The sequence below is a fragment of the Mesorhizobium sp. B4-1-3 genome, from assembly GCF_006439355.1.
In the GTDB taxonomy this organism is placed as follows: domain Bacteria; phylum Pseudomonadota; class Alphaproteobacteria; order Rhizobiales; family Rhizobiaceae; genus Mesorhizobium.
The window spans coordinates 324,056-350,948 of record NZ_VFTG01000002.1; the positions used below are offsets into that span (position 1 = coordinate 324,056).

A 26,893-nucleotide genomic window follows, 5' to 3' on the forward strand; every position below is an offset into this window, starting at 1 on the left:
CCGGGGAGGGAACACCGCCTGATGAGCAAGCCGCGCGCGACCGCTGCGACAAGCGGGCCGGACGGACTGGCGCCAGCCGGTGATGTCGCGGCGATTGTCGCCGGAACGCATGGCGACCCATTCGCGGTTCTGGGCGTGCAGGAGGGCGGCAAGGGTTTCGTCGCGCGCTGCTTCGTGCCCAACGCCGAATTCGTTACCGCCTACACGCTGACCGGCAAGGAGATCGGCGAGCTCTCCCGACGCGACGACGCCGGCTTCTTCGAGGGCAAGATCTCGATCCGCAAGCGCCAGCCGCTGCGCTATCACGCCAGGAATGCCGGCGGCGACTGGTGGCTGACCGATCCCTATTCCTTCGGCCCGGTGCTCGGCCCGATGGACGATTACTATATGGCCGAGGGCTCGCATTTACGGCTCTTCGACAGGCTAGGCGCCCACATCATCGATCATGAGGGCGCGACCGGCGTGCATTTCGCCGTCTGGGCGCCCAATGCCAGGCGGGTTTCCGTGGTCGGCGCCTTCAACGACTGGGACGGCCGCCGCCACACCATGCGCGACCGCAAGGACACCGGCATCTGGGAATTGTTCATCCCCGATCTCGTCGCCGGCCAGCCCTACAAGTTCGAGATCATCGGGCCCGATGGTGTCAGGCTGCCGCTCAAGGCCGACCCGTTCGCCTTCGAGTCCGAGCTGCGCCCCGCGACGGCTTCGGTGACGGCGCCGCCGATGGCGCATAAATGGGGCGACGAGGCGCATCGCAACTATTGGCAGAAAGCCGATCCCCGGCGCGAGGCGATCTCGATCTACGAGGTCCATGCCGGCTCCTGGCAGCGCCGCGACGACGGTACGTTCCTGTCCTGGGACGAACTCGCCGCGCGGCTGATCCCCTATGTCATCGACACCGGCTTCACCCATATCGAGTTCCTGCCGATCTCGGAGCACCCTTACGACCCGTCGTGGGGCTACCAGACGACCGGCCTTTATGCGCCCACGGCCCGTTTTGGCGATCCCGACGGCTTCGCCCGTTTCGTCGACGGCGCGCATCGCGCCGGCATTGGCGTCATCCTCGACTGGGTGCCGGCGCATTTCCCGGTCGACGAGCATGGGCTGGTGAAGTTCGACGGCACCGCGCTTTACGAGCATGCCGACCCGCGCCAGGGTTTCCATCCGGACTGGAACACCGCCATCTACAATTTCGGCCGCCGCGAGGTGGTGTCGTTCCTCGTCAACAACGCGTTGTTCTGGGCCGAGAAATACCACGTCGACGGTCTGCGCGTCGACGCGGTCGCCTCGATGCTCTACCTCGACTATTCGCGCAAGGCGGGCGAATGGATCCCCAACGAGAAGGGCGGGCGCGAGAACCTGCAGGCCGTCAGTTTCCTGCAGAAGATGAACAAGGAACTTTACGGCCACCACCCCGGGGTGATGACGATCGCCGAGGAATCGACCTCATGGCCGAAAGTGTCGCGTCCGGTGCATGAAGGCGGGCTTGGCTTCGGCTTCAAGTGGAACATGGGCTTCATGCACGACACGCTGGAGTATCTCTCCAAGGAGCCGATCTACCGCAAGCACCACCACAACGAGATCACCTTCGGCCTGGTCTACGCTTTCTCTGAGAATTTCGTGCTGCCGCTCTCGCATGACGAGGTCGTGCACGGCAAAGGCACGCTGCTCCACAAGATGGCCGGCGACGACTGGCAGAAGTTCGCAACGTTACGCGCCTACTACGCCTTTATGTGGGGCTATCCCGGCAAGAAGCTCTTGTTCATGGGCCAGGAATTCGCCCAGCGCCGCGAGTGGAGCGAGGAACGCGCGCTCGACTGGAACCTGCTCGAATTCGCGCCGCATCGCGGCGTCTGGCAGACGGTGCGCGACCTGAATTACCTCTACCGTTCGCGCCCGGCGCTGCATGCGCGCGACTGCGAGCCGGAGGGCTTCTCCTGGCTGATCGTCGACGACCGCGACAATTCGGTCTTCGCCTGGCTGCGCAGCGCGCCGGACGGCAACCCGATCGCCGTCATCGCCAATTTCACGCCGGTGCCGCGCGAGAACTATCGCGTGCCGCTGCCGAAGGCGGGAAAGTGGCGCGAAATCATCAACACGGATGCCGTCGACTATGGCGGCTCCGGCATGGGCAATGGCGGCATGATCGAGGCGAGCGGGGAAGGGGGCGGCATATCGGCGACGATGCTTCTGCCGCCGCTGTCGACGATCATGCTCGAATTCGTCGCGGAAGAAGCAGATGATATCTGACCTTGCTCAAGTCTCGGTTCGGGCAGCTTGTTTGGGAGGGTAACAAAATGGCAGAGATCAAAAGGACCCAGCCGCTGGCACGCGATGCCATGGCCTATGTGCTGGCCGGCGGCCGCGGCAGCCGCCTCAAGGAATTGACGGACCGGCGCGCCAAGCCCGCAGTCTATTTCGGCGGCAAGACGCGCATCATCGATTTCGCCCTCTCCAATGCGCTGAACTCCGGCATCCGCCGCCTCGGCGTCGCCACCCAGTACAAGGCGCATTCGCTGATCCGCCACCTGCAGCGCGGCTGGAACTTCCTGCGGCCCGAGCGAAACGAAAGCTTCGACATCCTGCCGGCATCGCAGCGCGTCTCGGAAACGCAGTGGTATGAAGGCACGGCCGACGCCGTCTACCAGAACATCGACATCATCGAGGCTTACGGCCCCGAATACATGGTGATCCTAGCCGGCGACCACATCTACAAGATGGACTACGAGCTGATGCTGCGCCAGCATGTCGATGCCGGCGCCGACGTCACCGTCGGCTGCCTGGAAGTGCCGCGCATGGAGGCGACCGGCTTCGGCGTCATGCATGTCGATGCCAAGGACAATATTATCGCTTTCGTCGAAAAGCCGGCCGATCCACCTGGCATCCCCGACAAGCCGGAATTCGCGCTCGCCTCGATGGGCATCTATGTCTTCAAGACCAAGTTCCTGATGGAACAACTGCGCCGCGACGCCGCCGAGCCCGGTTCCAGCCGCGACTTCGGCAAGGACATCATCCCCTATGTCGTGCAGCACGGCAAGGCGATCGCTCACCGCTTCGCCAAGTCCTGCGTGCGCTCCTCGCACGAGGCCGAACCCTATTGGCGCGACGTCGGAACCGTGGATGCCTATTGGGAAGCCAATATCGACCTGACCGACATCACGCCCGAGCTCGACCTTTACGACCGCGACTGGCCGATCTGGACCTATGCCGAATTGAAGCCGCCGGCAAAGTTCGTGCATGACGAGGACGGCCGTCGCGGCGAAGCGATTTCCTCGCTGGTGTCCGGCGACTGCATCGTCTCCGGGGCCTCGCTGCGCCGCAGCCTGATCTTCACCGGCGCGCGCATCAATTCCTATTCCAAGCTCGAGGAAGTGGTGATGCTGCCCGACGTGACTGTCGGTCGCAACGCGAGCCTCAAGCGCGTCGTCATCGACCACGGCGTGCAGATTCCCGAGGGGCTGGTGGTCGGCGAGGATCCGGCGCTCGACGCCAAGCGTTTTCGCGTATCGGAAAAGGGCATCTGCCTGATCACTCAGGACATGATCAACAAGCTGTCAACCCGCCAGGGTTGATCAGGGTCGGTCGCCCGGCAAGCTGATGACTTGATCAACAGATTGTCACTTTGACCTGTCACGTTGAGATCGGAATGTGGAGCGCATGCAGGTTCTGTCGGTCACGCCCGAAATCTTCCCGTTGATCAAGACCGGCGGGCTTGCCGACGTGACCGGCGCCCTGCCGATTGCGCTGGCCGGCAAAGGCGTGGCGATGCGCACGCTGGTTCCCGGCTATCCTGTCGTGATGGCCGCCTTCGCCAAGAAGAAACCCGTCTACCAGTACCCGCTGCTGCAGGGCGGCAAGGCTGCGATCCATGCCGTCAAGGTCGGCGACCTCGATCTCTTCGTGCTCGACGCGCCGCATCTCTTCGATCGCCAGGGCGGCCCTTACGGCACCGCTTCCGGCGCCGACTGGCCGGACAATTGGCGGCGCTTCGCGGCCTTGAGCCAGGTCGGCGGCGCCATCGCGGGCGGCGCGATCTCCGGCTACCAGCCCGACATCGTGCATGCGCATGACTGGCAGTCGGCGATGACGCTAGCCTATATGCGCTACGGCAAGGCGGTCGGCGTGCCGTCGCTGATCACCGTGCACAACCTCGCCTTCCAGGGCCAGTTCGGCGCCGGCATCTTCGGCGAGCTCGGCCTGCCGGGCGTAGCGATGCAGCTCGACGGGGTCGAATACTATGGCGGCGTCGGCTTTCTGAAGGCCGGTCTCCAGGCAGCCTGGGCCATCACCACGGTGAGCCCGACCTATGCGCAGGAGATACGCTCGCCGGAATTCGGCATGGGCCTCGACGGCCTGATCAACATGCGCGCCACCGACCTCTACGGCATCGTCAACGGCATCGATGTCGACATCTGGAATCCCGAGACGGACAAGCATCTGGTCGCCAATTATTCGGCCGAAACGCTAAAGGCACGGGCCAAGAACCGCAAGGCGGTCGAGGAACGGTTCGGCCTCGAGGCGGACGGCAGCCCGATCGTCTGCGTCGTCAGCCGGCTGACCTGGCAGAAGGGCATGGACATCCTGGCCGCGGTCGTCGACGGCATCGTCGCCGCCGGCGCGCGCCTCGCCGTCCTGGGTTCGGGCGATGCCGGCCTCGAAGGCGCGCTGCTTGCCGCGGCGGCGCGGCATCGCGGCCGCGTCGGCGTCGTCGTCGGCTATGACGAAGGCCTTTCGCATGTCATGCAGGGCGGCTGCGACGCCATCATCATCCCTTCGCGCTTCGAGCCCTGCGGGCTGACCCAGCTATACGGCCTGCGCTATGGCTGCGTGCCGGTCGTCGCTCGGACAGGCGGTTTGGCCGATACCGTCATCGACGCCAACGAGGCCGCCTTGTCGGCCGGCGTCGCCACCGGCTTCCAGTTCGCGCCCAACAATGGCGGCGCGATGCTGCATGCCATCCAGCGGATGGTCGAGCAGCATGCCCGGCCGGCGGTCTGGGCCTCGATCCAGCGCCAGGGCATGAAGGCCGATGTCTCCTGGGACAAGAGCGCCGAAAAATACGTCGAACTCTACCGTTTGCTGCTTTCGAAAAGGGCTGCCTGACGCATGATCAAAACCGTCCCCACCAAACCCTATGCCGACCAGAAGCCAGGCACGTCGGGCCTGCGCAAAAAGGTGCCGGTATTCCAGCAGGAGCACTATGCCGAAAACTTCATCCAGTCGATCTTCGACGCGCTGGACGGTTTCCAGGGCAAGACGCTGGTGATCGGCGGCGACGGCCGCTTCTATAACCGCGAGGTCATCCAGAAGGCGATCGCAATTGCCGCCGGCAACGGTTTCGGCAAGGTGATGGTCGGGCAGGGCGGGATTCTGTCGACGCCGGCCGCCTCCAACATCATCCGCAAATACAAGACCTTCGGCGGCATCATCCTGTCGGCCAGCCACAATCCCGGCGGCCCGCATGAGGATTTCGGCATCAAGTACAATGCCGGCAATGGCGGCCCGGCGCCGGAGAAGATCACCGACGCGATCTTCGCCAAGTCGAAGGAAATCAAGAGCTTCAAGATCGCCGATATCGGCGAGATCGACATCGATAAAATCGGCACGGTAAAAGCCGGCGACATGACGGTCGAGATCTTCGACCCGGTCAAGGATTACGCCGAGCTGATGGAAAGCCTGTTTGATTTCGAGGCGCTGCGTAAGCTCTTCAAGTCGGGCTTCCGCATGCGCTTCGACGCCATGCACGCGGTGACCGGACCATATGCCAAGGAGATTCTCGAACGCCGGCTCGGCGCCCCGGACGGCACCTGCCGCAACTTCAAGCCGCTGCCGGACTTCGGCGGCCATCATCCGGACCCGAATCTGGTGCACGCCAAGCATCTCTATGACGAGATGATGGGACCTGACGCGCCGGACTTCGGCGCGGCCTCGGACGGCGACGGCGACCGCAACCTGATCATCGGCAGGGGCATCTTCGTCACGCCGTCGGATTCCGTGGCGATGCTTGCCGCCAATGCTCGCCTGGCACCGGGCTACAAGGACGGCCTGAAAGGCATCGCGCGCTCAATGCCGACCAGCGGCGCCGCCGACCGCGTCGCCGAAAAGCTCGGCATCGGCATCTATGAGACGCCGACCGGCTGGAAGTTCTTCGGCAACCTGCTCGACGCCGGCATGGCGACCATCTGCGGCGAGGAAAGCGCCGGCACCGGCTCCAACCATGTGCGCGAGAAGGACGGGTTGTGGGCCGTGCTTCTGTGGCTGAACATCCTTGCCGTACGCGGCGAGAGCTGCAAGGACATCGCCACCAAGCACTGGGAGACTTACGGCCGCAACTACTATTCGCGCCACGACTATGAGGAGGTCGAGAGCGACCGCGCCAATGCGCTGGTCGACGAGCTGCGCGCCAAGCTGGGCTCGCTGCCCGGCACCACCGTGCGCGGCCTGAAGATCGCCAAGGCCGACGATTTTGCCTATCACGATCCGGTCGATGGCTCGGTGAGCGAGCATCAGGGTATCAGGATCCTGTTCGAGGGCGGCTCGCGGGTCGTGCTGCGCCTCTCCGGCACCGGCACCTCTGGTGCGACGCTGCGCGTCTATATCGAGCGCTACGAGCCGGACAAGGCGCGTCACGATCTCGACACGCAGGAAGCGCTGGCCGACCTCATCGCCGCCGCCGACGACATCGCCGGCATCAAGAGTCGCACTGGCCGCAACAAGCCGAGCGTGATTACTTGAGGGTGGTGTGGCGCGACTTTCCTTCCCCCCCAGGGGGGGAAGGTGGATCGGCGTGCAGCGCCGAGACGGATGAGGGGTGTTGGCCGGATCGCCGTCATCGCCAAGCTGGAGCACCCGCCATCCGTCGCCTTCGGCGACACCTTCTCCCGCAAGGGGAGAGGGGGGAGCCCGCATGACCCTCGGCGCCACCGTCACCCCCGAAGGCGTCCGCTTTGCCGTCTGGTCGTCATCGGCGAGACGCCTGTGGGTCTCGCTTTTCGACGACAGCGGCGCACGCGAGATCGACCGGCTGGAGCTCAAGCCGGAAGGCGAGGGCGTGCATGCGCTCCTTGTCCCCGGCCTTGGCGACGGCACGCGTTACGGCTTTCGCGCCGACGGCGACTACGCGCCGGATCGCGGCCTGTGGTTCGACCCGGACAAGCTTCTTACCGACCCCTATGCCGTCGAGGTCGACCGTCCGCACCAATATCATTGGCGGCTTGCCGCCAAACGCAACGAAGGCGCCGACACCGCCTCGCTGATGCCGAAGGCGATTGCGCGTTCCTTGCTCGAGCCGGTGCCGGCCAAGCCGCCGCTGTTCCGGCCCGGCGGCCTGATCTACGAGCTTAACGTCCGTTCCTTCACAAAATTGCATCCGGAAGTGCCGGAAGCGCAGCGCGGCACCGTCGCGGCGCTCGTCCATCCGGCCATCATCGAGCACCTGAAGCGTCTCGGCGTCTCGGCCGTGGAACTGATGCCGGTCACCGCTTGGATCGACGAGCGGCATCTGCCGCCGCTGGGCCTCAGCAACGCCTGGGGCTACAATCCCGTCACCTTCATGGCGCTCGACCCGCGTCTGGCGCCCGGCGGCCTCAACGAGTTGCGCGACACCATCGCCGCGCTGCGCAAGGCGGGCATCGGCACCATCCTCGATCTCGTCTTCAACCACACCGGCGAGAGCGACCGGCTTGGGCCGACGCTGTCGCTGCGCGGGTTCGATGCGCGAGCCTATTATCGGCATCAGGCGGACGGCCGGCTGGTCAACGACACCGGCACCGGCAACACCGTCGCCTGCGACCATCCGGTTGTGCGGGAGATGGTGCTCGACACGCTGCGCCACTTCGTCCGCTTCGCCGGCGTCGACGGCTTCCGCTTCGATCTGGCGCCGGTGCTCGGGCGCGTCGACGGTGCCTTCGATCCGGAAGCGCCCCTGCTTCAGGCCATCGCCGGCGATCCCGCGCTCGCCGACCGCGTGCTCATCGCCGAACCATGGGATATCGGCCCAAACGGCTACCAACTCGGCAATTTCCGCCCGCCCTTTCTGGAATGGAACGACCGCTACCGCGACGATGTCAGGCGGTTCTGGCGCGGCGATGCCGGCGCGATCGGCTCGCTCGCCACCCGGCTTGCTGGGTCCTCCGACGTCTTCGGCAGGGACGACCGGCCGACGAGCCGTACGGTCAATTTCATCGCCGCGCATGACGGCATGACGCTGGCCGACATCGTCGCCTATGAGCGCAAGCACAACGACGCCAATGGCGAGCAGAACCGCGACGGCCATAATGACAATCTGTCCTGGAACAACGGCGCCGAGGGCGAGACGGGCGAGGAGGCGATCGCCATCGCCCGCCTCAACGACCGGCGCGCGTTGCTCGCCACGCTCTTTGCCTCGCGCGGCACCATCATGCTGACGGCCGGTGACGAGTTCGGCCGCACGCAGAAAGGCAACAACAATGCCTATGCGCAGGACAACGCCATCACCTGGCTCGACTGGGCTGGCCGCGATCGGGCTCTTGAGCAATATGCATCGTCGCTCGCCACGCTGCGCCGGGCCTTTCCTGCGCTGGCCGATACGCACTTCCTGACCGGCGAGCCGGCCAACGGATCGGAAATCCCCGACGTGGCCTGGCTGACCGAGACCGGCGCGCCGCTCGGCGAAGCCGACTGGAATGATCACGGCCGCCATCGCCTCGTCATGCTGCTCGGCGACAACGAGGGCGGCCGCCTTGCCGTGATGATCAATGGCGACCGCCGGCAATGCGTCTTCACCTTGCCCGCGCGGGAAGGCTTCGAATGGCTCCCGGCGGTCGAGACGCAGGCGGTCGATCCTGCGCGGCCGCTACCCGGCCGGAGCGTCGGTTTCATGATCGAGCGGCGTGCCGCTGGATCGCGCAACAAGAAGGGCTCGTGATGGTTGGCGACAATTCCGGACAAGGGAGCGAATGGTGGCGCGGCTGCGTCATCTACCAGGTCTATCCACGCTCCTTCCAGGACACGACCGGCAACGGCAGCGGTGATCTCAAGGGCATCACAGCGCGGCTCGCCCATATCGCGTCGCTCGGCGTCGACGCGATCTGGCTGTCGCCCTTCTTCAAGTCGCCGATGGCCGACATGGGCTATGACGTGTCCGACTATCGCGATGTCGACCCGATGTTCGGCACACTCGAGGATTTCGACGCCTTGGTCGCCGAGGCGCACCGGCTCGGCCTGAAGCTCATCATCGACCAGGTGATCTCGCATTCTTCCGATAAGCACGAATGGTTCGTCGAAAGCCGCGCCAGCCGCGACAACGCCAAAGCTGACTGGTATGTCTGGGCCGATGCGAAGCCGGACGGCAGCGCACCCAACAATTGGCAATCGCTGTTCGGCGGCCCGGCCTGGGAGTGGGATGCTACCCGCCGGCAGTACTACATGCACAATTTCCTGGCCGCGCAGCCGGACTTGAACTTCCACAACCCGGAGGTCCAGGACGCGCTGCTCGACACCCTTCGCTTCTGGCTGGAGCGCGGCGTCGACGGCTTCCGGCTCGATACCGTCAACTACTATGTCCACGATCGCTGGCTGCGCGACAACCCGCCGTTGGCGTCAAGCGTCGCCGGCACCAACGGGTCCACCAGCACCTATGGCTTCCAGGAGCATCTCTTCGATAAGACGCGTCCCGAGAACCTCGATTTCCTGAGACGCTTCCGCGCGCTGCTTGACGAATATCCGGGCCGCGCCGCGGTCGGCGAGGTGGGCGACGAGGAGCGTTCCTTGCAGACGCTCGCCGCCTATGTCTCCGGCGGCGACAAATTGCAGATGTGCTACACCTTCGACTTGCTCAGCCCGCAATTTTCCGCCGCCCATGTGCGCGGCTGCGTGGAGGCGTTCGAGACGACTGCCCCGGACGGCTGGGTCTGCTGGGCCTTCTCCAACCACGATGTCGTGCGCCATGTCAGCCGCTGGACCAGACCCGGCGAGAACCCGGACGCGGTGGCGAAGTTCTCGATCGCGCTGCTGTCATGCCTGCGTGGGTCGATCTGTCTCTACCAGGGCGAGGAACTGGGGCTGGAGGAAGCCGAGCTAGCCTACGAGGACCTGCGCGATCCCGTTGGCATCCGCTTCTGGCCGGGTGTGAAGGGCAGGGACGGCTGCCGCACCCCGATGGTCTGGGAAGCGGAGGCCGAGAATGCCGGGTTTTCGACGGCCAAGCCCTGGCTGCCAGTGCCGCAGGCGCATCGCGCTCGGGCGGTCGACGTCGAGAATGGTGAGGAGCGGTCGGTGCTTGCCGCCTATCGGTCGATCCTTGCCTTGCGCAAGAGCCATCCCGCACTGATCCAAGGCGCGATCCGCTTTCTCGGCGCCGATGGCGATGTGCTCGCTTTCCTGCGCGAGCGTGACGGCGAAAGGCTGCTTTGCGTCTTCAATTTCTCCGCCGAGGCCACAGGCTGGGCGCTGCCCTCGGAGATCGGCGAGGCTGAGATAGCGGCATTTGACCTTGACGCCGCCGGCGTTCTCACTGGTGTTGTCGAGGACAGCGTGTTGGCACTGCCGCCTCTGGGCAGTTTCGTCGCCAGAATCGGCTGACGGCAACTTACTGAACCAGCACCGAACGCCCGCAGGTCGCGCCGGTCACCCGGACGTCGGCCTCTCCCACGCGCACGCCAAGCGCCCCAAGAACGTTGTAGACCAGGCTGTCGACCGGCGCGGTCACGCCGTTGAGCAGCGTCGTCACCGCCGGCTTCACCGTGCCGAGCAGGGCGGTCAGGTCGAGGCCGAGCCCCAGCGCATTGACCGAAAGCGTCAGGTTGTCGACCAGCGATGTCGTCAGCGACTGCGTCAGGTTCTTCGTCGACACCGTCTTGATCGCCTTGTTGGCGATGTCGGTGGCGTTGTAGGTCAGAGTGGTCGGCGTCATGTTGGTGACCGAGAAGGCCGACGAGCCCGTCACCTGCAGCACGGGGGCGAGCAACAGCTTCAGGTCCGCAATATCGGCGTCGGAGAATGACTGCGGCTTGGTGAAATCCGCGAAGCCGCTTGCGCTGCTGTTGGCGAGATGGGCTGAGACCACGCCCGGCTGCGCGGCGATCGAAACCTTGATGCTGGAGGGACCCGTCGGGCAGCTGATATCGGTCAGCTTCGCTTCGGCATAGGCCACTTCGACATTGAGCGGCAGGTGGACGGCGACAAGACTGGTGCCGCCGCCGAGATTGGAATTGCCAAGTGTCACACTGGCGTTGAGCTTGATTCGGGTCTGCGCCGTGCGCACCACGGTGCCGGCTTCTCCCACCGCCAGCCAGGCCGAGTTCTGCATCGGCTCGCCGATGGCGATCGCCAGCGTCGTCGATGCCAGTCCCGGAATAGTGGCGCCGAGATTGACCGCGACCTGGTTCGTGCCGTTCGCCAGAGCGGCCGCCGCGGTGAGCATGCTGAGCGCGCTGGCCGTCACGTTGAGTCCGGCCGGCTTTTGCCCGAGGCCGAGATCGCCGACGGAGCCGAGATCGATGAGGGTGCCGAGCGGAATCTTGGCGGTGTTGGTGGCGCTGGAGGCCATGGTCTGCAGGGCGATCTTGGCCGTGCGGTCCAGCCCCGGCACGTTGGCCATCGCGGTGGCGATCTGGCCGATCGTCGCCTTGGAGGCGAGCACGTCGGAATAGCTCACACCCGTCAGATGCAATTGCGTCGCCAGCGCATCGGTGAACGAAAGAACGTCGACATCGGCCGACACCAGTGAATTGTAATCCATCACGCTGAGCGAGATGCCGTTGCCGCCCAGAAGACCGCCGAGAAGCGCGTTGAGAACGCCGCCATTGAGGCTGGCAAGCCGCGAGCCGACCGAAAAAGCCGCTTGCGGCTGCGCGCTGGCGATTGCCGTCGTGCCGAGAGTGGGCGGCGCCATGATCGAGCCGGCGAAATAGAGCGTGCCCTGCTTCTTCAGGGACACCTGCACGGCATTGTAGGGTAGCTTGCCCGCCTCGAACCGGCTGCCGGCGGCAATGGTGCTGACGCCCGTGTAGCGCCCCGGCACGATCTGGACGACCGCCTTGGTGGCGGTCGGCGCCACGGTGGTGCCTTGTTGCTGCACGGCGACCGAGGTGATGCCGTTGTCGGCGAGCGTCGTCAGCACCGCCTGCTGGGCATTGGTGATGTTCGAGGCAGCGGTGATGGCGGCAAGGTCGACAATCGACTGCGCGGCCCGGCGCTCGTTGTAAAGCGAGCCTTCGTCGATCGCGAAGGCGGTCAGCGCCAGCGCCACTGGCGTGCATAGCGCCGTCATGACGGCGAAATTCGCGCTACGGTCGGCGAGCAGCTTCCGCGTCGCCGCAATCAATCCCCGCTTGGCCCGCATCATATCCCTCCGACGCGGATCGTCGACTGGCTCTGGATTGTCGTGCCCGGCAGCGGCAGCGTCCGGAATAGGTTCCAGATCGGCAGGTTGCGCGCATCGTAGGTGACAGAGACGACGAACTGGCTGCCGTCGGCGACGCTGTCCTGCGCGTTGACGGTCAGCTTGTTGGGGTCGACGAACGGATAGCCCGAGACGTCGTGAGCGACGAAATCGGTAACCAGCGCCTGCCGCTCGGTCTGGTTGAGGCCGGCAATCGCCGTGCGTGCCGCATCGGCGGCGATCTGCTGCACCGAATGGCTGGCGCCGAAATAAATCCCATATGCAACCATGCCGAGCAGAAGCAGGATGAAGATCGGCGCAAGCATGGCGAATTCGATTGCCGACGTGCCCGTGGCGTCAGCCCGGAAACGACACCACAGAACGGGGGAATTTCGGTTTTTCAGCATGGTGCGCAGAATGCCAAAACCTGCCTGCAAAAACAGAAAACGCCTCGAACAACCAGCAGGTGTGCCAAGTTGAAAGCAAGCTCTAAGCTTTAGTTTTCGCTGTTTAAGCGTGATGACGCTCACTTTGCGTCAAGCAGGCAATGGTTGAAATAAGATTTCGCTGTGTCTAGTCTCCTGCCACCAGCCGCCGGAAGGGACCGGCGGCACGCCTGAAACGGGGCCGTTTCAACGGTTCCGGGGTGTCAAAACTTAAAAAAGGCGCGGCTGAGGGGCCGCGCCGACAGGGAGAACTTCATGCTGAAAAACGTGCTGAAGGCGACAGTGTTCGCCACCACCATGGCTCTGGCGACCGGGGCCTTCCATACGCCTGCCTTCGCCGAAACGGTCTACAACCGTGGCGCCGCCGCCGAGGCGGAGACGGTCGATCCGCACAAGACGTCGACGGTCTACGAGGCCGATATTATACGCGACCTGTTCCAGGGCCTCGTCATGCATGATCAGAAGACGAACCTCATTCCGGGCGCCGCCGAGAGCTGGACGGTGTCGGATGACGGCACCGTCTACACCTTCAAGCTGCGCAAGGACGGCCTCTGGTCCGACGGCACCCCGGTGACGGCAGACGACTTTGTCTATTCGTTCCATCGGCTGGAAGATCCCGCCACCGCTGCGGAATATGCCTCGATGCTCTATCCGGTGAAGGGCGCCGAGGACTTCAACACCAAGAAAGGCAAGGCCGAGGGTATGGGCGTGAAGGCGATCGACGCCAACACGCTTGAAGTCACGCTGAAGGCTCCGACGCCCTATTTCCTGGAGATGCTGACCCACCAGGCGACCTATCCGGTCAGCAAGGCTTCCATGGACAAGCTCGGCGCCGACTGGATCAAGCCGGGCAAGCTGGTTTCCAACGGCGCCTACACGCTGGCGGAGTGGGTTCCCAACGATCACATGAAACTGGTCAAGAACCCGAAGTTCTGGGACGCCGCGAGCGTCAAGCTCGATGTGGTCAACTATATCCCGACCGAGGATCGCTCGTCGGCAATGAAACGCTTCGAGGCTGGCGAACTTGACAGCTATGGCGATCTGCCGACTGAACAACTCGCCGATCTCAAAACCAAATTTGGCGACCAGGTCCGTGTCGGGCCATATCTCGGCACCTATTATTATGCGATCAAGACCGACAAGGCGCCTTGGGACAATGTCGAGCTGCGCAATGCCATCTCGATGGCGATCGACCGTGACTTCCTGGCCGAGAAGGTCTGGCAGAACTCCATGCTGCCTGGATATTCGATGGTGCCGCCGGGCATCGAGGGCTACACGCCGGCACTGGCCAAATATGCCGACATGCCGCAGATCGACCGCGAGGATGCGGCCAAGAAGATCCTGGAAAAGCTCGGCTACACGCCCGAGCATCCGTTGAAGATGGAGATCCGCTACAACACCTCGGAGAACCACAAGAACACGGCGGTCGCCATCCAGGAACAGCTGAAGCCGCTCGGCGTCGAGGTGACGCTGCTCAACACCGACACCAAGACCCACTATAGCTTCCTCGAGCAGAAGGGTAACTACGACGTCGCCCGCGCCGCCTGGATCGCCGACTACAAGGATCCGGAGACCTTCCTCGGCATCTCGCGCAAGGCGAGCGGCAACAACTACTCGAACTACAACAGCCCTGCCTATGAAGCCGCTATGGACAAGGCAGCTGCCGCCGGCGGCAAGCCTGAGGAGCGCATGAAGGACCTCGCCGCAGCCGAGCGCATCCTCGTCGACGACGTCGGCGAGATCCCGCTTCTCTACTACAGCTACCACGACATCGTTTCCTCGAAGGTGCATGGCTTCGAAGACAATGTGATGGACATTCATCCGTCCCGCTTCATCTCCAAGGACTGACAAGAAACCTTGGCCGTGCCGCCGCTCTCTTTTTGGGAGCGGCGGTCGCGGTCTGTCGTCGTGCCGGGCCGAAAGTCGGATTGGATTTTCAGGTTGCCCGGTGCGAAGATCAGAGATGCCGGCGCGCCACGGATCTTCGACTGGAGAGCCTGTCGCCCTGGCTGAAGCGGGGCGCCGATGCTGCGTTATGTCTTCCGGCGGCTGTTGACCGCCATCCCGACACTGTTCGTCATCGTGACAGTGGCGTTTTTCCTGATCCGCGTCGCGCCAGGCGGCCCGTTCAACCAGGAGCGGGGCTTGAGCCCCGAGATCAGGGCCAATCTCGAAGCGCAGTTCGGTCTCAACGATCCGCTCTGGCTGCAATATGTCCACTATCTCGGCAATCTTTTGCGCGGCAGTTTCGGCCCGAGCTACAATTTGCCGGATTTCACCGTCACAGAACTCTTCGCCAAGGGCCTGCCGATCTCGGTGCAGATCGGTACATCGGCACTGGTGCTGGCGCTGCTGTTGGGCTCGATCCTCGGCACGATCGGGGCGCTCAACCAGAATAAAATAGGCGATTATTCGGTGATCGCCTTGGCCACCGCCGGCAGCACCATCCCGACCTTCGTCACCGCGCCGGTGATCCAGCTCGTGTTCGGACTTTCCTGGAAGCTGTTGCCGATCGGCGGCTGGGGTGACGGCGCCTTGATCAACAAGGTCGGACCGGTGCTAACGCTGGCCCTGCCGCAGATCGCCATCGTCGCGCGCCTGATGCGCGGCTCGATGATCGAGAGCCTGCGCTCGCACCATATCCGCACCGCCCGCGCGCTCGGCCTCTCCGACTGGTCGGTGGTCGTCAAGCACGCACTGCGCGGCGCTGTCCTGCCGATCGTCTCCTTCACCGGCCCGGCCGCAGCCGCGCTGTTGACCGGCTCGATCATCGTCGAGACGATCTTCTCCATCCCCGGGGTCGGCCGCTACTTCGTCGATGCCGCGCTCAACCGCGACTACACGCTGGTCATGGGAACTGTGGTGGTGATCGCGCTCTTCACCATCGTCTTCAACCTGATCGTCGATCTTCTCTACGCGGTGGTCGACCCGAGGGTGCGCTATGACTGAGCTCGCCGTCGCCGTACCCGAGCCGATCGTGGGCCGCTCGCTCTGGGGCAATGCCTGGGCGCGGCTGAAGCGCAACCGCGCCGCCATGCTCAGCCTCTATTATCTGGCTTTCATCGCCGTCATCAGCATTTGCGGCCCCTGGGTCGTACCGCATCAATACACGACCATCTATGGCGACTATGTGCGCATGCCCCCGAGCCTCTCGGCCTATCCGAAGCCCGACATGATCCAGGGCGCGCTGGGCGACGCCATCAAGCGCATGCGCGCCGACATCAAGGAATGGCACCAGGACGGCAATCGCGTCATCGTCACCGTCACCTCGACCAAGCCGATCGACGATCGCAACGTCCGCTATCTCGACCGCTCGGACGCCTTCGACGACACCAGGATCGAGAACAAGTCGCCCGACGGCCTCGAAGTGACGATGAGCTCGGCCGTGAAGCAGCAATATTTCTTCTTCGGCACCGACAACACCGGCCGCGACCTGCTCTCGCGCACGCTGATGGCCGGGCGCATTTCGCTCGCCATCGGCCTGCTTGCCGGCGTCGTCGCCGGCGTCATCGGCGTCATCTACGGCGCGGCGGCGGGCTTCGCCGGCGGCAGGGTCGACGAGGTGATGATGCGCATCGTCGACGTGCTCTATTCGCTGCCATTCATCTTCTTCGTCATCATGCTGGTGGTGTTCTTCGGCCGCAATTTCGTGCTGATGTTCCTGGCCGTCGGCGCTGTGTTGTGGCTCGACATGGCGCGCATCGTGCGCGGCCAGGCGCTGTCGATCCGCAGGCAGGAATATGTCCAGGCGGCGGAAGCCATGGGGGTCGGCCAGCGCGGCATCCTGCTGCGCCATGTCATTCCGAACCTCCTCGGGCCGGTGGTCATCTACATGACGCTCCTGGTGCCGCAGGTCATCATCCTGGAGAGCTTCCTCTCCTTCCTCGGTCTCGGCGTGCAGGAGCCGATGACCAGCTGGGGCGTGCTGATCTCGGTCGGCGCCAAGAACATCGGCTATGCCAACTGGCTGCTCCTGTTCCCGGCCTTCTTCCTCGTCTCGACGCTGTTCGCGCTGAATTTCGTCGGCGACGGCCTCCGCGACGCGCTCGACCCGAAGGATCGATAAGATGGGGACGCCCGACATGGCCGCCGAAACGATCCTCAGAGTCAAGGACCTGCGCGTCCGCTTCCAGACCCTTGACGGCACGGTCGAGGCCGTCAAGGGCATCAACGTCAAGGTCAACGCCGGCGAGACGGTCGCCGTCGTCGGCGAATCCGGCTCCGGCAAGAGCCAGACGATGATGGCGGCGATGAGCCTGCTTTCCTCCAACGGCGAGGCCACCGGCCAGGTCGACTATCGCGGGCAGAACCTTCTGACGATGACCAAGAGCGAGCTCAACAAGGTGCGCGGCCGCAAGATCAGCATGATCTTCCAGGAGCCGATGACCTCGCTCGATCCGCTCTACACCATCGGTAACCAGCTGATGGAGCCGATCCGGCGGCATCGCGGGCTGAATGCCCAGGCGGCGCGCGAAGAGGCGCTGAAGCTGTTAAGGCTGGTGCACATCCCCGATCCCGAACGGCGGATGAAATCCTATCCGCACGAGATGTCGGGCGGCCAGCGGCAGCGCGTCATGATCGCCATGGCTTTGGCCAACGATCCCGACATCCTGATTGCCGACGAGCCGACGACCGCGCTCGACGTCACCATCCAGGCGCAGATCCTGATGCTGCTCGCCGAACTGCAGCGCAAGCTCGGCATGGCGATCGTCTTCATCACGCATGATCTCGGCATCGTGCGCCGCTTCGCCGACCGCGTCTATGTCATGCGCCAGGGCGAGGTGGTGGAGGAGGGCGAGGCGGAAGCGCTCTTCGCCAACCCGCAGCATGCCTATACCAAGATGCTGCTCGCAGCCGAGCCGACCGGCAGCAAGGCACCACCGCCAACCGATTCGCCGGTGCTGCTCGAGGGCCGCAATGTCGAGGTCGCCTTCAAGATCGGCGGCGGTTTCCTCGGCGGCGAGCCGCTGATGCTGCGCGCGGTGGACAAGATCTCGGTCCGGCTGAAGCGCAATCAGACCATCGGCATCGTCGGCGAGTCGGGCTCGGGCAAGTCGACGCTCGGTCGCGCGCTGCTGAGGCTGCTGCCCAGCGACGGCGTTATCCGCTTCGGCGGCCGCGACATATCCGAGGCCGATCGCCAGGCGATGCGGCCGCTCAGGCGCGAATTGCAGCTCGTCTTCCAGGATCCGTTCGGCTCGCTGTCGCCGCGCATGACGGTCGGCCAGGTGATCACTGAAGGGCTTCTGGTGCACGAGCCTTCGCTGACGGGCAAGCAGCGCGACCAGCGCGCCGTCGAGGCGCTGCGCGAGGTCGGCCTCGATCCCAACGCGCGCAACCGCTACCCGCACGAATTCTCCGGCGGCCAACGCCAGCGCATCGCCATTGCCCGCGCCATGATCCTTAAGCCGAAAGTGGTGGTGCTGGACGAGCCGACTTCGGCGCTCGACCGCTCGGTGCAGAAGCAGATCGTCGAGCTGTTGCGCAAGCTGCAGGCCGACCACGGACTGTCCTACCTCTTCATCAGCCACGACCTCGCGGTGGTGCGCGCCATGGCCGACTACATTATCGTCATGAAGCAGGGAAAGATCGTCGAGGAAGGTCCGACGCAGGAGATCTTCGACAATCCGCGCGAAGCCTACACCCAGACGCTGATGAACGCGGCGATCGACACGGCACGATTCAGGATGAGCGCTTGAAGCCGGGGCAAGCCTTGGCCTCGCTCGCCTAATGCGCGGATGGGCACCTCTGGTTCCGCGTCGCGACGATCACCTGCTGCTGTTGCTGCAGCCGTTCGATCCGGGCGCTTTCGCGATTGGCAACCACCGTCTTCACACGTTCGCCGCCGAGCAGCCAGGTCGGCACGCTGGTGTTGGCGACCTTGCCGCGAGCGATCGCGGTGCGTGAAATATCGGTTGCGGTCTCGCCGACCGCATTGTTGAGCTCGGGGCAGTTCATCTTGTCGTATTTCGCCGGGCTGATCGACGCCGTGGTCGACGAGCAGCCCGCCGCCAGAAGCAGCGTCGCGATCAAGATGGCTGTGCGCTTGAATGTCATTTTCTCATTGTCCGCTCTGCAGGCTCCGCGCTCCACGGGAGGACAGGACGCCATTAGGCCAAAGTAAGAGCCGGCTGTCGAGCCTAATGGATGGTGATAGCTACTTCGGCTGCCTCTCGACGCGGAACCGTTCATGCTGAAGGGCACTCGAAGCAATCGCTCGGGTCTCCGCTCAAGCCGCCGCTACAAACCAGGACATTGCTATCGTCGCCCCGGAGTGGCGCCGTGCGGCGGTGATGGTTTCAGCCCAGGCTCTTTAGACCTCGGATAGATTTTGCCGGTATTGATCGGAGAAAAGGAGCAGGAAAGTCATGACCGAAATCTGGCACTCACTCCTCGCTAATCTTGCGTTGGTCTCCATCCTGGTCGTCGCCTGGGACCTTGTGGCTGATTTTACCGGACGCCTTCCACGGCTGATACAGTCGCTGCTTCTCGGCGTGGTCATGTGCGCTGGCTCGGTCATCTCCATGGCAACCGCACTCAACGTCTTCGGCTTTGTCGTCGACCTGCGCGCTGCCTTTATCGGCGCCGCCGCGTTCTTCGGCGGGTGGCCTGCAATGTTCGTGGTCACCATCGGCTCCATCGCCTATCGCCTCTATTTGGGCGGGCAGGGTGCCAATGTCGGCGTCATAGGCATCCTGATCACCGCCGTCGTCGGTATCGCATGGTACCATGTCGTCGCGGTCCGCTCTCGTACCATGCTCGATATACTCGGCCTTGGCGTGACGGTGGCGCTTGCCGGGTTGATCACGCTTCTCGTCATTCCCCAGCAGCTCCTCGCGGGCTTCGTTCAGCAAAGCACATTGCCGTCTCTCGTGCTCGGCTTCATCGGCACCTTTATCATCGGCGTGCTGCTCGACCGGCAGCAGCGGCGTCGCGATCTCGCAATGTCCAACATGATCTACCGTGCCATGGTTCGCGAGCTGCCGGATTGCCTCAACGTAAAGGATGCCGCTGGCCGCTTCATCGTTGCAAACCCGGCCACCGCCGAAATGATGCGCGCCGCCTCGGCCGAGGACCTGATCGGCAAGACGGATTTCGATTTCTACTCAAAGGACGTGGCCGAGCGTTTCAGGCAGGATGAAATGGGCCCGCTGGAAACGGGGCAGACATTGCGCATCGATCAGCCCGCGCTTTTCCTGGATGGCAGCCAGGGCTGGCTCTATACGTTGAAAGCTCCTTTCCGCGACGAGACCGGCAAGATCGTCGGCGTCATCACCTACAACCGCGACATCACCGAGCAGAAGAAAAACGCGCAGCTCAAGAACGATTTCATCTCGACCGTCAGCCACGAGCTCCGAACACCGTTGACGTCGATCCGCGGCTCGCTCGGCCTGATCGTGGCCGGCGTTGCGGGCGAATTGCCGCCCAAGGCCGCCAATCTCGTCAACATCGCCCACAACAACAGCGAAAGGCTGGTTCTTCTCATCAACGACATCCTCGACATCGAGAAGATCGAATCGGGCGTCATCAGCTTCAAGATCAAGCAGATGCCCCTGCGCCCCGTCCTGGAGCAGGCTATAGCCGCCAGTTCCAATTACATGGCCGAGAGCAGGATACGCATCGTCTTGGTCGACGACGCGCCGCGCGCCGAGTCCAATATCGACCCTGACCGCCTGCATCAGGTGATGGCGAACCTCCTGTCCAATGCGATCAAGTTCTCCGAGCACGGCGGCACCGTGATGGTGAAGCTGCAGCGCCGTGAGGGCGGCATGCTGCGTATCTCCGTGATCGATCAGGGGGCCGGCATTCCCGAAGCCTTCCGCGGCCGCATATTCGGCAAGTTCGAGCAGGCCGACGCGTCCAGCACCCGCAGGAAGGGAGGTACGGGTCTCGGCTTGAGCATCGTCAAAACCATCGTCGAAAAGTTGGGCGGCGCTGTTTCCTTCGAAACGGAGGAAGGCAAGGGAACGTCGTTTCACGTCGACCTTGCCGAAGCGCATAGGCAGGAGGCGAAACCGGTCTTCGTCGAGCGCCGGTCGCGCAAGCGCGACGGCCGTCTGCGCGTCCTGATTTGCGAGGACGAGCCCGATGTCGCCGCGGTGATCGCCGCGCTTCTCGACGCGGAAGGCTTCTCCAGCGACGTTGCCCCCGACATTGACACTGCCAAGGCTCTCCTCGGCTCCCGCGACTACGCGGCGCTGACGCTCGACATCAAGCTGGCAGGGGAATCCGGCATCAAGCTCTTCCACGACATCAGGGCGTCGAAGGTCAATTCCGACATTTCGGTCATCGTCATCTCCGCTGTCGCCGATGAGGCCAGGCGTTCGCTGAACGGCACGGCGGTCGGCATCGTAGACTGGCTGGAGAAGCCGGTTGATTCGAAGCGCCTTCACGCCGCCATGGCCAAGATCGCTGGCCGCAGGGTCGAGCCGAAGCCGAAGATCCTGCATGTCGAGGACGACGAGGGCGTGCTTGCGGTGATGTCGGAAGGGTTGGGTTCGGGTGTCTCGATTATCTCGGCGAAAACGCTGAAGGATGCGCAGCAGGCCATCGCGAGCAATCCCTTCGATCTGGTCATCCTCGACATCGCGCTCCCGGACGGATCGGGACTGGATCTGCTTGCCAATCTGCCGCTCGAAACAGCGGTCATCGTGTTTTCGGCGGCGGAGCTGGACGACAAGCTGGGCGATCGGGTCCAGGCGATCATGACCAAAACCAAGGCGTCGGAGATCGACGTTGCAAGACTGGTCAGGAACATGCTGGTCTCGGCCGCCGACGGCGCGGGAGCCACCACGCAGGCCAAGGAGTGACCCTTTATGCCGGCGAAAATCCTTTATGTGGACGACGAAGACGACATCCGCGAAATCGCCCAGATGTCGCTTGAGCTGGAACCGGACTTCGAGGTGCGGTCCTCCACTTCGGGCGCCGAGGCACTGGTCGAGGCGGCGGCATGGCGGCCCGACCTCATCCTTCTCGACGTGATGATGCCGGACATGGACGGCCCGGAGACGCTGAAGCGCCTGGCCGCATCGCCGCCGACGGCGCCGATACCCGTGGTGTTCATTACCGCGCGCACCCAGACGCATGAGGTCGAACGCTATCTCTCCATGGGCGCGGTGGGTGTCATCGCCAAGCCCTTCGACCCGCTGGCGCTTGCCGGCGACGTGAAGAAGCTGCTTGCGTCGCGCGGCGGCCCGGCGGCTTAGCCAGCATTGCGCCGACAGCGCCCCGAAGCTTGTCGGCAAGCCCGCTACGGCGTTTACGCCTCCTATACCATGCGCCGATATTCATCTACTGATTGTATCGAAATGAGGCCGCCGCGAATCGGTCCGTCTATGATCGAGGCTGCATGGGTCAGCGCGGGTGACCGCGCGGGCTGTTTCATGGACCGCGTTGGCGGATGTCGGTTCATGGATCGGGTTACTCCGGGGGGCAACGAGGCGTAAACCGGAGCAGGACTGGTGGATGGAGCGAAGGCAAGAGTTCTGATCTGCGATGACGACCCCTTGCTGCTTGAGCTGATGGAGTTCAGGCTAAGGGCGAAGGGATACGAGGTCGTCAAAGCGGTCGATGGGGCGGAAGCGCTCGAGAAGGTGCGACAGGACGCGCCCGACGTCGTCGTGCTCGACGCGATGATGCCCAAGGCCGACGGCCTTGAAGTGCTGGCGCGCATCAAGGGCGACCCGGCTTTGTCCGACACGCCGGTCGTCATGCTGACTGCCCGCAAGGGCCAAAAGGACATTGTCTCGGCCTTGGACAAGGGCGCCGACGACTATTTGGTGAAGCCGTTCATTCCTGAAGAGCTTTTGGCCCGGCTGGCGCGTCTCATCGCGCGCAAGAGCGGAAAGCGCTGATGCGGCGCGGCCGGCGCTTGAGCTTCACCGCATGCCTGATCCTGGCCGTTGCCGCCGCTCCGGCCGCGGCCCTCGCGCAGACAGTCGACGAGCTCTACGCCTCGGCGGTGAAGGCGAGGCAAGCGCAGCATTTCGATGAGGCCGCCGACCTCCTGAAGCGCGCGCTGGCGCTCAAGCCCGACAATGCCGACGCGCTGGTCCAGCTTGGCTTCGCAGAACTCGGCCGCAACGACCTTTCGGCCGCGCGCGATGCCTTCTCTAAAGCCCTTTCCATTGCCCCGACCTATCGGGACGCCTCCTTCGGCATGGCCGAGGTCGAGTTCCGCTCGGGTAATCTGGATGCCGCGCTGCCGCTGGCCGAAACCGTTGCCAAGGCCGATCCGGCCAATACCGACGCTGGAAAGCTGGTCGAGAACATCCGCAAGGCAAAACAGTCGGCTGCCAGCAAGCTCAAACCGGCCGCCTCTACCCGGGCGGCGGCGACGATGCCGCATCGCCGGCCCGACCCCCTCCCGGGCCTCGTGGAAGAGGGCAGGCGCCTGCGCCAGGCGGGCAAGCTCCCCGAGGCGGAGAAGGTCTATCGCCGCGCCCTCAAGCTGGCGCCGAAGGACACCGACATCCTGGTCGCGCTTGGCCTCGTTGTGGGCTCCAGCCAGCGTCTCGACGAAGCCGACCATTTCTTCGACTGGGCGCTGGCCATAAAGCCCGGTCTTCTCGATGCCAGCCTGGGCAAGGCGCGCCTGGCGATCTGGCAGGGCGACGCGCCGCGCGCGCGAGCCCTGGTCGACGGCGTGCTGGCGACCGCGCCTGACAATGTCGAGGCGCTCAGCCTCGACGGCAAGATCGCCCTGATCGAGGCCGATTACACGCGTGCCGGGCAGTCGTTCCAACGTGTGCTTGCGCTTGAGCCGAAGAATGCCGAGGCGCTGGTCGGGATCGGCGATGTGCGCCGCGCCGAGGGCGACGACGAGGCCGCGCGGCAAGCCTATCATCAGGCGCTCGTCATCGAACCGGGCACTGCCGACATTGAGCAAAGGCTGGCTGTGCCGCCGCCGCGCAAATGGCGGCTCGATCTCGGTAGCGAGGTCAGCGATCTCACCAACGGTCTGGGCAACTGGACCGACAGCTCTGCCGGTCTTGCTTACCGGCTGTCGCCGCGCACGACGCTTTCCGGCCACACCCGGCTGGCGACGCGTTTCGGCCGCACCGACGCCCAGATCGAGGGTCGCATCGACCAGGCTTTCACGCCGGCCTTCTCCGCTTATGCGCTCGCCGCGGCGACGCCGGACGCCGACTTCCTGGCGCGCTATTCGATTGGAGCCGGCGCATCCTGGCAGGTCGTGGCGCCGGCAAAGGCGTTCGGCCCGCTCTCGCTCAACATCGATGCCCGCTACGACAATTTCGCCGATACGAGCGTCACCAGCATCCAGCCTTGGATCCAGGGCTACGTCCTCGACGGCCGCCTGGGCCTCTCCGCCCGCTGGGTGCATGCCCAAGACGAGATCGGCACGCGCGCCGACGGCTATGTGCTTCGCGCCGACCTCGCGGTGACCCCACGCTTCAACGTCTTCGCCGGTTATGCCGACGCCCCCGAGATCGACGACGGCGCGCTGGTGCCGACGCGCACCGTCTTCGGCGGCATTTCGTTCGACGTCAGCGACCCGCTGACACTGCGCGCGAGCATCGCGCATGAAGAACGCCCGACCTTCGACCGCAACATATTCGGCCTCGGCCTGACGGCGCGGTTTTGACGATGTGGTATATCTGGGACCTGTCGATACTGCTCAGCGCGCTGTCCCTGGCGACCATGCTGCTCCTGATCGCGCGCCGTGTGCTGCAGGAGCGCCGGGGCAGGGCGCCGGCTGATCAGCGGCGCCAAGTGCTGACGGCACTGATCGCCTTCACCGAGAACCGCGATCGCGAGGCCTTGAAGGCGACGGTGCTTGGCGTGCAGGCCGGCATGGCAATAGACGCCGGCTTCGAGTTCATTTCGCTGCTGCGCGGCGAGGAGAGGGATGATGTGTTGGTCGCCTTCAACGAATGCGATCTGCCGGACCGTGTCGGCCGGCTGCTGCAGAAAGGCAACGTCGCCGAACGCATTCACGCCGCCGAGATGCTGGCGGCGCTGGGTTCGGAGGATGCCTCGGCAAAGCTGCTTTCGGCGCTCGCACAGGACCGTTCACGCGAAGTCAGGATAGCGGCGGCCATCGCGCTCTGCGATCTGGGCAGCCTGCCCCTGCTCGGCACTGCGCTGGATTTCATCGGCGTGGCGGGGCAGCGCTCGCGCCGCCTGATCGAGCTGTTCCGGCGCTTTCCGCGTTCGCGCTTCAACGAGCTTGCGGTTCACGCATCGCGGGTGGACGCCTCGCCCTTTGTCAGGGCGGCTGCGATCGACGCGCTCGCCCATGCCGGCGGCTTCGGTTTTGCCGATTTCTTCGCTGGCCTAGCCGACGATGCCTCGCCCGAAGTTGTCGCCGCCGCGCTGCGGGCCTTGGGCCTCACTGGCCATGCCCAGGCGCCGGCCATCCTGAAGCGCGCCATGGCCAATGACGACTGGGACGTGCGCGCCGCCGCCGCCGAATCCGCGGGGCGCCTCGGTCTGCCCGAGCTCGCCGCGCCGCTCTCCAGGCTCTTGGATGACGAGGTCTGGACCGTGCGTTATGCCGCCGCTAATGCGCTGCGCTCCTTCGGCCAGCCGGGAGAGCGGCTGCTGCGCGAAATTGCTTCCGCTGAGGTTTCGCGCAGCCAGCGCACCGCCTCGCTTATCCTTGCCGAGGGACCGGTCCTATGATCGCCGAGTGGAGTCACGAGGTCGTTCTGGCCGCCACCGTCCTTTCCTGGTTCATCATCGCGGCTGGGTTGGCGCAGACAACGATCTACCTCCTGCAACTCGTTTTTGCCGGTTACGCGCTGTCCAAGCGCCCGCCGGTGGCGCGCTCGGCGTTGCTATGGCAGCGCTATGGCGACGTCGCGCCGCCGATCGCGCTGCTGGTTCCGGCCTATAACGAGGCACTGAACGTGGTCGAGAGCGTGCATTCGATGCTCGCGCTCGAATATCCGAATTTCGAGGTGGTCGTCATCAATGACGGCTCGAAGGACGACACGCTGCAACGCCTGATCGATGCCTTTAAGCTGATGAAGTTCCAACGGCCCTTTGAGGAGGCGCTCGCCCACCAGCCGATCCGCGGCCTCTATTCCTCGCCGATGACGGAACGGCTGTTCGTGGTCGACAAGGAAAATGGCGGCAAGGCCGATGCCCAGAACGCTGGCATCAATGTTTGCCGCGCGCCGCTCTTCTGCGTCATCGACGGCGACTCCATCCTCGAGCCGGATGCCTTGATGCGCGCTGCCCAGCCCTTCATCGACGACCCCGAGCGCACCATTGCCGTGGGCGGCACGATCCGCATCGCCAATGGTTCGAAGATCGAGGCGGGCAGGGTGCGCGAGGTCCACCTCCCGCGCCGCTTGCTCCCTTTGTTTCAGGTGGTCGAATATTTGCGCGCCTTCCTCATGGCGCGACTGGCCTGGAGCAGCATCAACACGCTGATGCTTGTCTCCGGAGCCTTCGGCATGTTCCGCCGCGCGGAAGTGGTGGCGGTGGGCGGCTTCACCAAGGGTTCGATGGGCGAGGACCTCGACCTCGTCATCAAGCTGCACCGCCATATGCGCGATAAAAACCGCAAATACCGCATCCAGTTCATTCCCGAGCCGGTGTGCTGGACCGAGGCGCCGGAATCGCTGAGCGTGCTCGCCCGCCAGCGCTCCCGCTGGCAGCGCGGCGCGCTCGAATGCTTCTTCCGCTATCGCTCGATGCTGTTCAATCCGCGCTACGGCCGCGTCGGCTTCCTCGGCTTCGGCCACATCCTGATTGTCGACGTGCTGGGGCCGGTGGCGGAGGTGCTGGGCTACATCCTGATCCCGGCCTTCTGGCTGCTCGGCATTCTTTCGGCGGAATATCTTCTCGCCTTCACCGCGCTCATCTTCACCTATGGGGTCTGCGTCAGCGTCTGCTCGCTGATCCTCGAAGAGGCCGAGCTGCAGCGCTTTCCTCGCGCCAGGGACCTTGCCGTGCTGACAGCCGCCGCCGTCATCGAGAATTTCGGCTATCGCCAGCTCAATAATTTCTGGCGCGTGAAGGGCTGGTGGCAATATCTGCGCGGTAACCAGGGCTGGGGCGAGATGACCAGGACCGGGCTCGGTGCCGCCAAGAAATAGGCCCCGGCGGCTTCAGG

19 protein-coding genes are annotated in these 26,893 nt (G+C 64.4%); 16 read left to right on the plus strand and 3 right to left on the minus strand.

Annotated elements, in window-relative coordinates; genetic code table 11:
• Positions 1-21: 21 nt before the first annotated feature.
• From glgB to FJW06_RS04475, 6 genes are all read left to right on the plus strand, one after another.
• The gene (glgB, locus tag FJW06_RS04450) at positions 22-2,250 is read left to right on the plus strand and encodes a 1,4-alpha-glucan branching protein GlgB (protein ID WP_140748566.1); all 2,229 of its coding nucleotides are present in this window, start codon (positions 22-24) and stop codon (positions 2,248-2,250) included.
• Positions 2,251-2,297: 47 nt separating this feature from the next.
• Positions 2,298-3,572: a glucose-1-phosphate adenylyltransferase gene (gene glgC / locus FJW06_RS04455; protein WP_140748569.1), complete on the plus strand. Its 1,275-nt coding sequence runs from the start codon at positions 2,298-2,300 to the stop codon at positions 3,570-3,572.
• 85 nt (positions 3,573-3,657) lie between these two features.
• The gene (glgA, locus tag FJW06_RS04460) at positions 3,658-5,103 is read left to right on the plus strand and encodes a glycogen synthase GlgA (RefSeq protein ID WP_140748572.1); all 1,446 of its coding nucleotides are present in this window, start codon (positions 3,658-3,660) and stop codon (positions 5,101-5,103) included.
• 3 nt (positions 5,104-5,106) lie between these two features.
• Complete coding sequence (locus FJW06_RS04465) at positions 5,107-6,735, plus strand: alpha-D-glucose phosphate-specific phosphoglucomutase (protein ID WP_140748575.1); 1,629 nt, start codon at positions 5,107-5,109, stop codon at positions 6,733-6,735.
• A 172-nt stretch (positions 6,736-6,907) separates the two neighbouring features.
• On the plus strand, positions 6,908-8,905 hold the full coding sequence (gene glgX, locus FJW06_RS04470; protein ID WP_140748605.1) for a glycogen debranching protein GlgX: 1,998 nt from the start codon (positions 6,908-6,910) through the stop codon (positions 8,903-8,905).
• A complete protein-coding gene (locus FJW06_RS04475; protein WP_140748608.1) occupies positions 8,905-10,560 on the plus strand; it encodes an alpha-glucosidase family protein in 1,656 nt (551 codons plus the stop codon). Before glgX ends, FJW06_RS04475 begins: the two co-directional genes overlap by 1 nt.
• A gap of 7 nt (positions 10,561-10,567) precedes the next feature.
• Here the strand turns inward: FJW06_RS04475 and FJW06_RS04480 are convergent, their stop codons facing one another.
• Both FJW06_RS04480 and FJW06_RS04485 read right to left on the minus strand, forming a co-directional pair.
• Positions 10,568-12,325 carry a pilus assembly protein TadG-related protein gene (locus tag FJW06_RS04480; RefSeq protein WP_140748610.1) on the minus strand — a complete coding sequence of 586 codons (1,758 nt, stop codon included), beginning with the start codon at positions 12,323-12,325 and terminating at the stop codon, positions 10,568-10,570.
• On the minus strand, positions 12,322-12,891 hold the full coding sequence (locus tag FJW06_RS04485; protein ID WP_246674521.1) for a TadE/TadG family type IV pilus assembly protein: 570 nt from the start codon (positions 12,889-12,891) through the stop codon (positions 12,322-12,324). Before FJW06_RS04485 ends, FJW06_RS04480 begins: the two co-directional genes overlap by 4 nt.
• 171 nt (positions 12,892-13,062) lie before the next feature.
• Between FJW06_RS04485 and FJW06_RS04490 the strand changes: the two genes are divergently transcribed.
• The 4 genes from FJW06_RS04490 (at position 13,063) to FJW06_RS04505 (ending at position 18,506) form a co-directional block, all read left to right on the plus strand.
• On the plus strand, positions 13,063-14,655 hold the full coding sequence (locus tag FJW06_RS04490) for a peptide ABC transporter substrate-binding protein (protein ID WP_140748612.1): 1,593 nt from the start codon (positions 13,063-13,065) through the stop codon (positions 14,653-14,655).
• A gap of 177 nt (positions 14,656-14,832) precedes the next feature.
• The gene (locus tag FJW06_RS04495; protein ID WP_140748614.1) at positions 14,833-15,756 is read left to right on the plus strand and encodes an ABC transporter permease subunit; all 924 of its coding nucleotides are present in this window, start codon (positions 14,833-14,835) and stop codon (positions 15,754-15,756) included.
• Positions 15,749-16,873 carry an ABC transporter permease subunit gene (locus FJW06_RS04500; protein ID WP_140748616.1) on the plus strand — a complete coding sequence of 375 codons (1,125 nt, stop codon included), beginning with the start codon at positions 15,749-15,751 and terminating at the stop codon, positions 16,871-16,873. The genes FJW06_RS04495 and FJW06_RS04500 overlap by 8 nt, the downstream gene beginning before the upstream one ends.
• A 16-nt stretch (positions 16,874-16,889) precedes the next feature.
• Complete coding sequence (locus FJW06_RS04505; protein ID WP_140748813.1) at positions 16,890-18,506, plus strand: ABC transporter ATP-binding protein; 1,617 nt, start codon at positions 16,890-16,892, stop codon at positions 18,504-18,506.
• Positions 18,507-18,534: 28 nt separating this feature from the next.
• Here FJW06_RS04505 and FJW06_RS04510 read toward each other — a convergent pair whose 3' ends face one another.
• Positions 18,535-18,864 carry a hypothetical protein gene (locus FJW06_RS04510; RefSeq protein ID WP_140748618.1) on the minus strand — a complete coding sequence of 110 codons (330 nt, stop codon included), beginning with the start codon at positions 18,862-18,864 and terminating at the stop codon, positions 18,535-18,537.
• A 311-nt stretch (positions 18,865-19,175) separates the two neighbouring features.
• Between FJW06_RS04510 and FJW06_RS04515 the strand changes: the two genes are divergently transcribed.
• From FJW06_RS04515 to FJW06_RS04540, 6 genes are all read left to right on the plus strand, one after another.
• Entirely contained in the window at positions 19,176-21,617 is a 2,442-nt protein-coding gene (locus FJW06_RS04515) for an ATP-binding protein (RefSeq protein ID WP_140748620.1), read from the plus strand.
• 6 nt (positions 21,618-21,623) lie between these two features.
• The gene (locus FJW06_RS04520) at positions 21,624-22,013 is read left to right on the plus strand and encodes a response regulator (protein ID WP_140748622.1); all 390 of its coding nucleotides are present in this window, start codon (positions 21,624-21,626) and stop codon (positions 22,011-22,013) included.
• Positions 22,014-22,268: 255 nt separating this feature from the next.
• Positions 22,269-22,661, plus strand: coding sequence for a response regulator (locus FJW06_RS04525; protein WP_140748624.1), 393 nt, complete (start codon positions 22,269-22,271; stop codon positions 22,659-22,661).
• Entirely contained in the window at positions 22,661-24,412 is a 1,752-nt protein-coding gene (locus FJW06_RS04530; RefSeq protein ID WP_140748626.1) for a YaiO family outer membrane beta-barrel protein, read from the plus strand. Before FJW06_RS04525 ends, FJW06_RS04530 begins: the two co-directional genes overlap by 1 nt.
• 2 nt (positions 24,413-24,414) lie before the next feature.
• On the plus strand, positions 24,415-25,452 hold the full coding sequence (locus FJW06_RS04535; RefSeq protein ID WP_140748628.1) for a HEAT repeat domain-containing protein: 1,038 nt from the start codon (positions 24,415-24,417) through the stop codon (positions 25,450-25,452).
• A complete protein-coding gene (locus FJW06_RS04540) occupies positions 25,449-26,876 on the plus strand; it encodes a glycosyltransferase (RefSeq protein ID WP_181178135.1) in 1,428 nt (475 codons plus the stop codon). Before FJW06_RS04535 ends, FJW06_RS04540 begins: the two co-directional genes overlap by 4 nt.
• The last annotated feature ends 17 nt before the right edge of the window (positions 26,877-26,893 follow it).

What these genes read in the sequence shown, in the direction of transcription:
- glgB (WP_140748566.1), top strand. Translation starts at nt 22, where the DNA reads ATGAGCAAGCCGCGCGCGACCGCTGCGACAAGCGGGCCGGACGGACTG.
- glgC (WP_140748569.1), top strand. Translation starts at nt 2,298, where the DNA reads ATGGCAGAGATCAAAAGGACCCAGCCGCTGGCACGCGATGCCATGGCC.
- glgA (WP_140748572.1), top strand. Translation starts at nt 3,658, where the DNA reads ATGCAGGTTCTGTCGGTCACGCCCGAAATCTTCCCGTTGATCAAGACC.
- FJW06_RS04465 (WP_140748575.1), top strand. Translation starts at nt 5,107, where the DNA reads ATGATCAAAACCGTCCCCACCAAACCCTATGCCGACCAGAAGCCAGGC.
- glgX (WP_140748605.1), top strand. Translation starts at nt 6,908, where the DNA reads ATGACCCTCGGCGCCACCGTCACCCCCGAAGGCGTCCGCTTTGCCGTC.
- FJW06_RS04475 (WP_140748608.1), top strand. Translation starts at nt 8,905, where the DNA reads ATGGTTGGCGACAATTCCGGACAAGGGAGCGAATGGTGGCGCGGCTGC.
- FJW06_RS04480 (WP_140748610.1), bottom strand. Translation starts at nt 12,325, where the DNA reads ATGATGCGGGCCAAGCGGGGATTGATTGCGGCGACGCGGAAGCTGCTC.
- FJW06_RS04490 (WP_140748612.1), top strand. Translation starts at nt 13,063, where the DNA reads ATGCTGAAAAACGTGCTGAAGGCGACAGTGTTCGCCACCACCATGGCT.
- FJW06_RS04495 (WP_140748614.1), top strand. Translation starts at nt 14,833, where the DNA reads ATGCTGCGTTATGTCTTCCGGCGGCTGTTGACCGCCATCCCGACACTG.
- FJW06_RS04500 (WP_140748616.1), top strand. Translation starts at nt 15,749, where the DNA reads ATGACTGAGCTCGCCGTCGCCGTACCCGAGCCGATCGTGGGCCGCTCG.
- FJW06_RS04505 (WP_140748813.1), top strand. Translation starts at nt 16,890, where the DNA reads ATGGCCGCCGAAACGATCCTCAGAGTCAAGGACCTGCGCGTCCGCTTC.
- FJW06_RS04510 (WP_140748618.1), bottom strand. Translation starts at nt 18,864, where the DNA reads ATGACATTCAAGCGCACAGCCATCTTGATCGCGACGCTGCTTCTGGCG.
- FJW06_RS04515 (WP_140748620.1), top strand. Translation starts at nt 19,176, where the DNA reads ATGACCGAAATCTGGCACTCACTCCTCGCTAATCTTGCGTTGGTCTCC.
- FJW06_RS04520 (WP_140748622.1), top strand. Translation starts at nt 21,624, where the DNA reads ATGCCGGCGAAAATCCTTTATGTGGACGACGAAGACGACATCCGCGAA.
- FJW06_RS04530 (WP_140748626.1), top strand. Translation starts at nt 22,661, where the DNA reads ATGCGGCGCGGCCGGCGCTTGAGCTTCACCGCATGCCTGATCCTGGCC.
- FJW06_RS04535 (WP_140748628.1), top strand. Translation starts at nt 24,415, where the DNA reads ATGTGGTATATCTGGGACCTGTCGATACTGCTCAGCGCGCTGTCCCTG.
- FJW06_RS04540 (WP_181178135.1), top strand. Translation starts at nt 25,449, where the DNA reads ATGATCGCCGAGTGGAGTCACGAGGTCGTTCTGGCCGCCACCGTCCTT.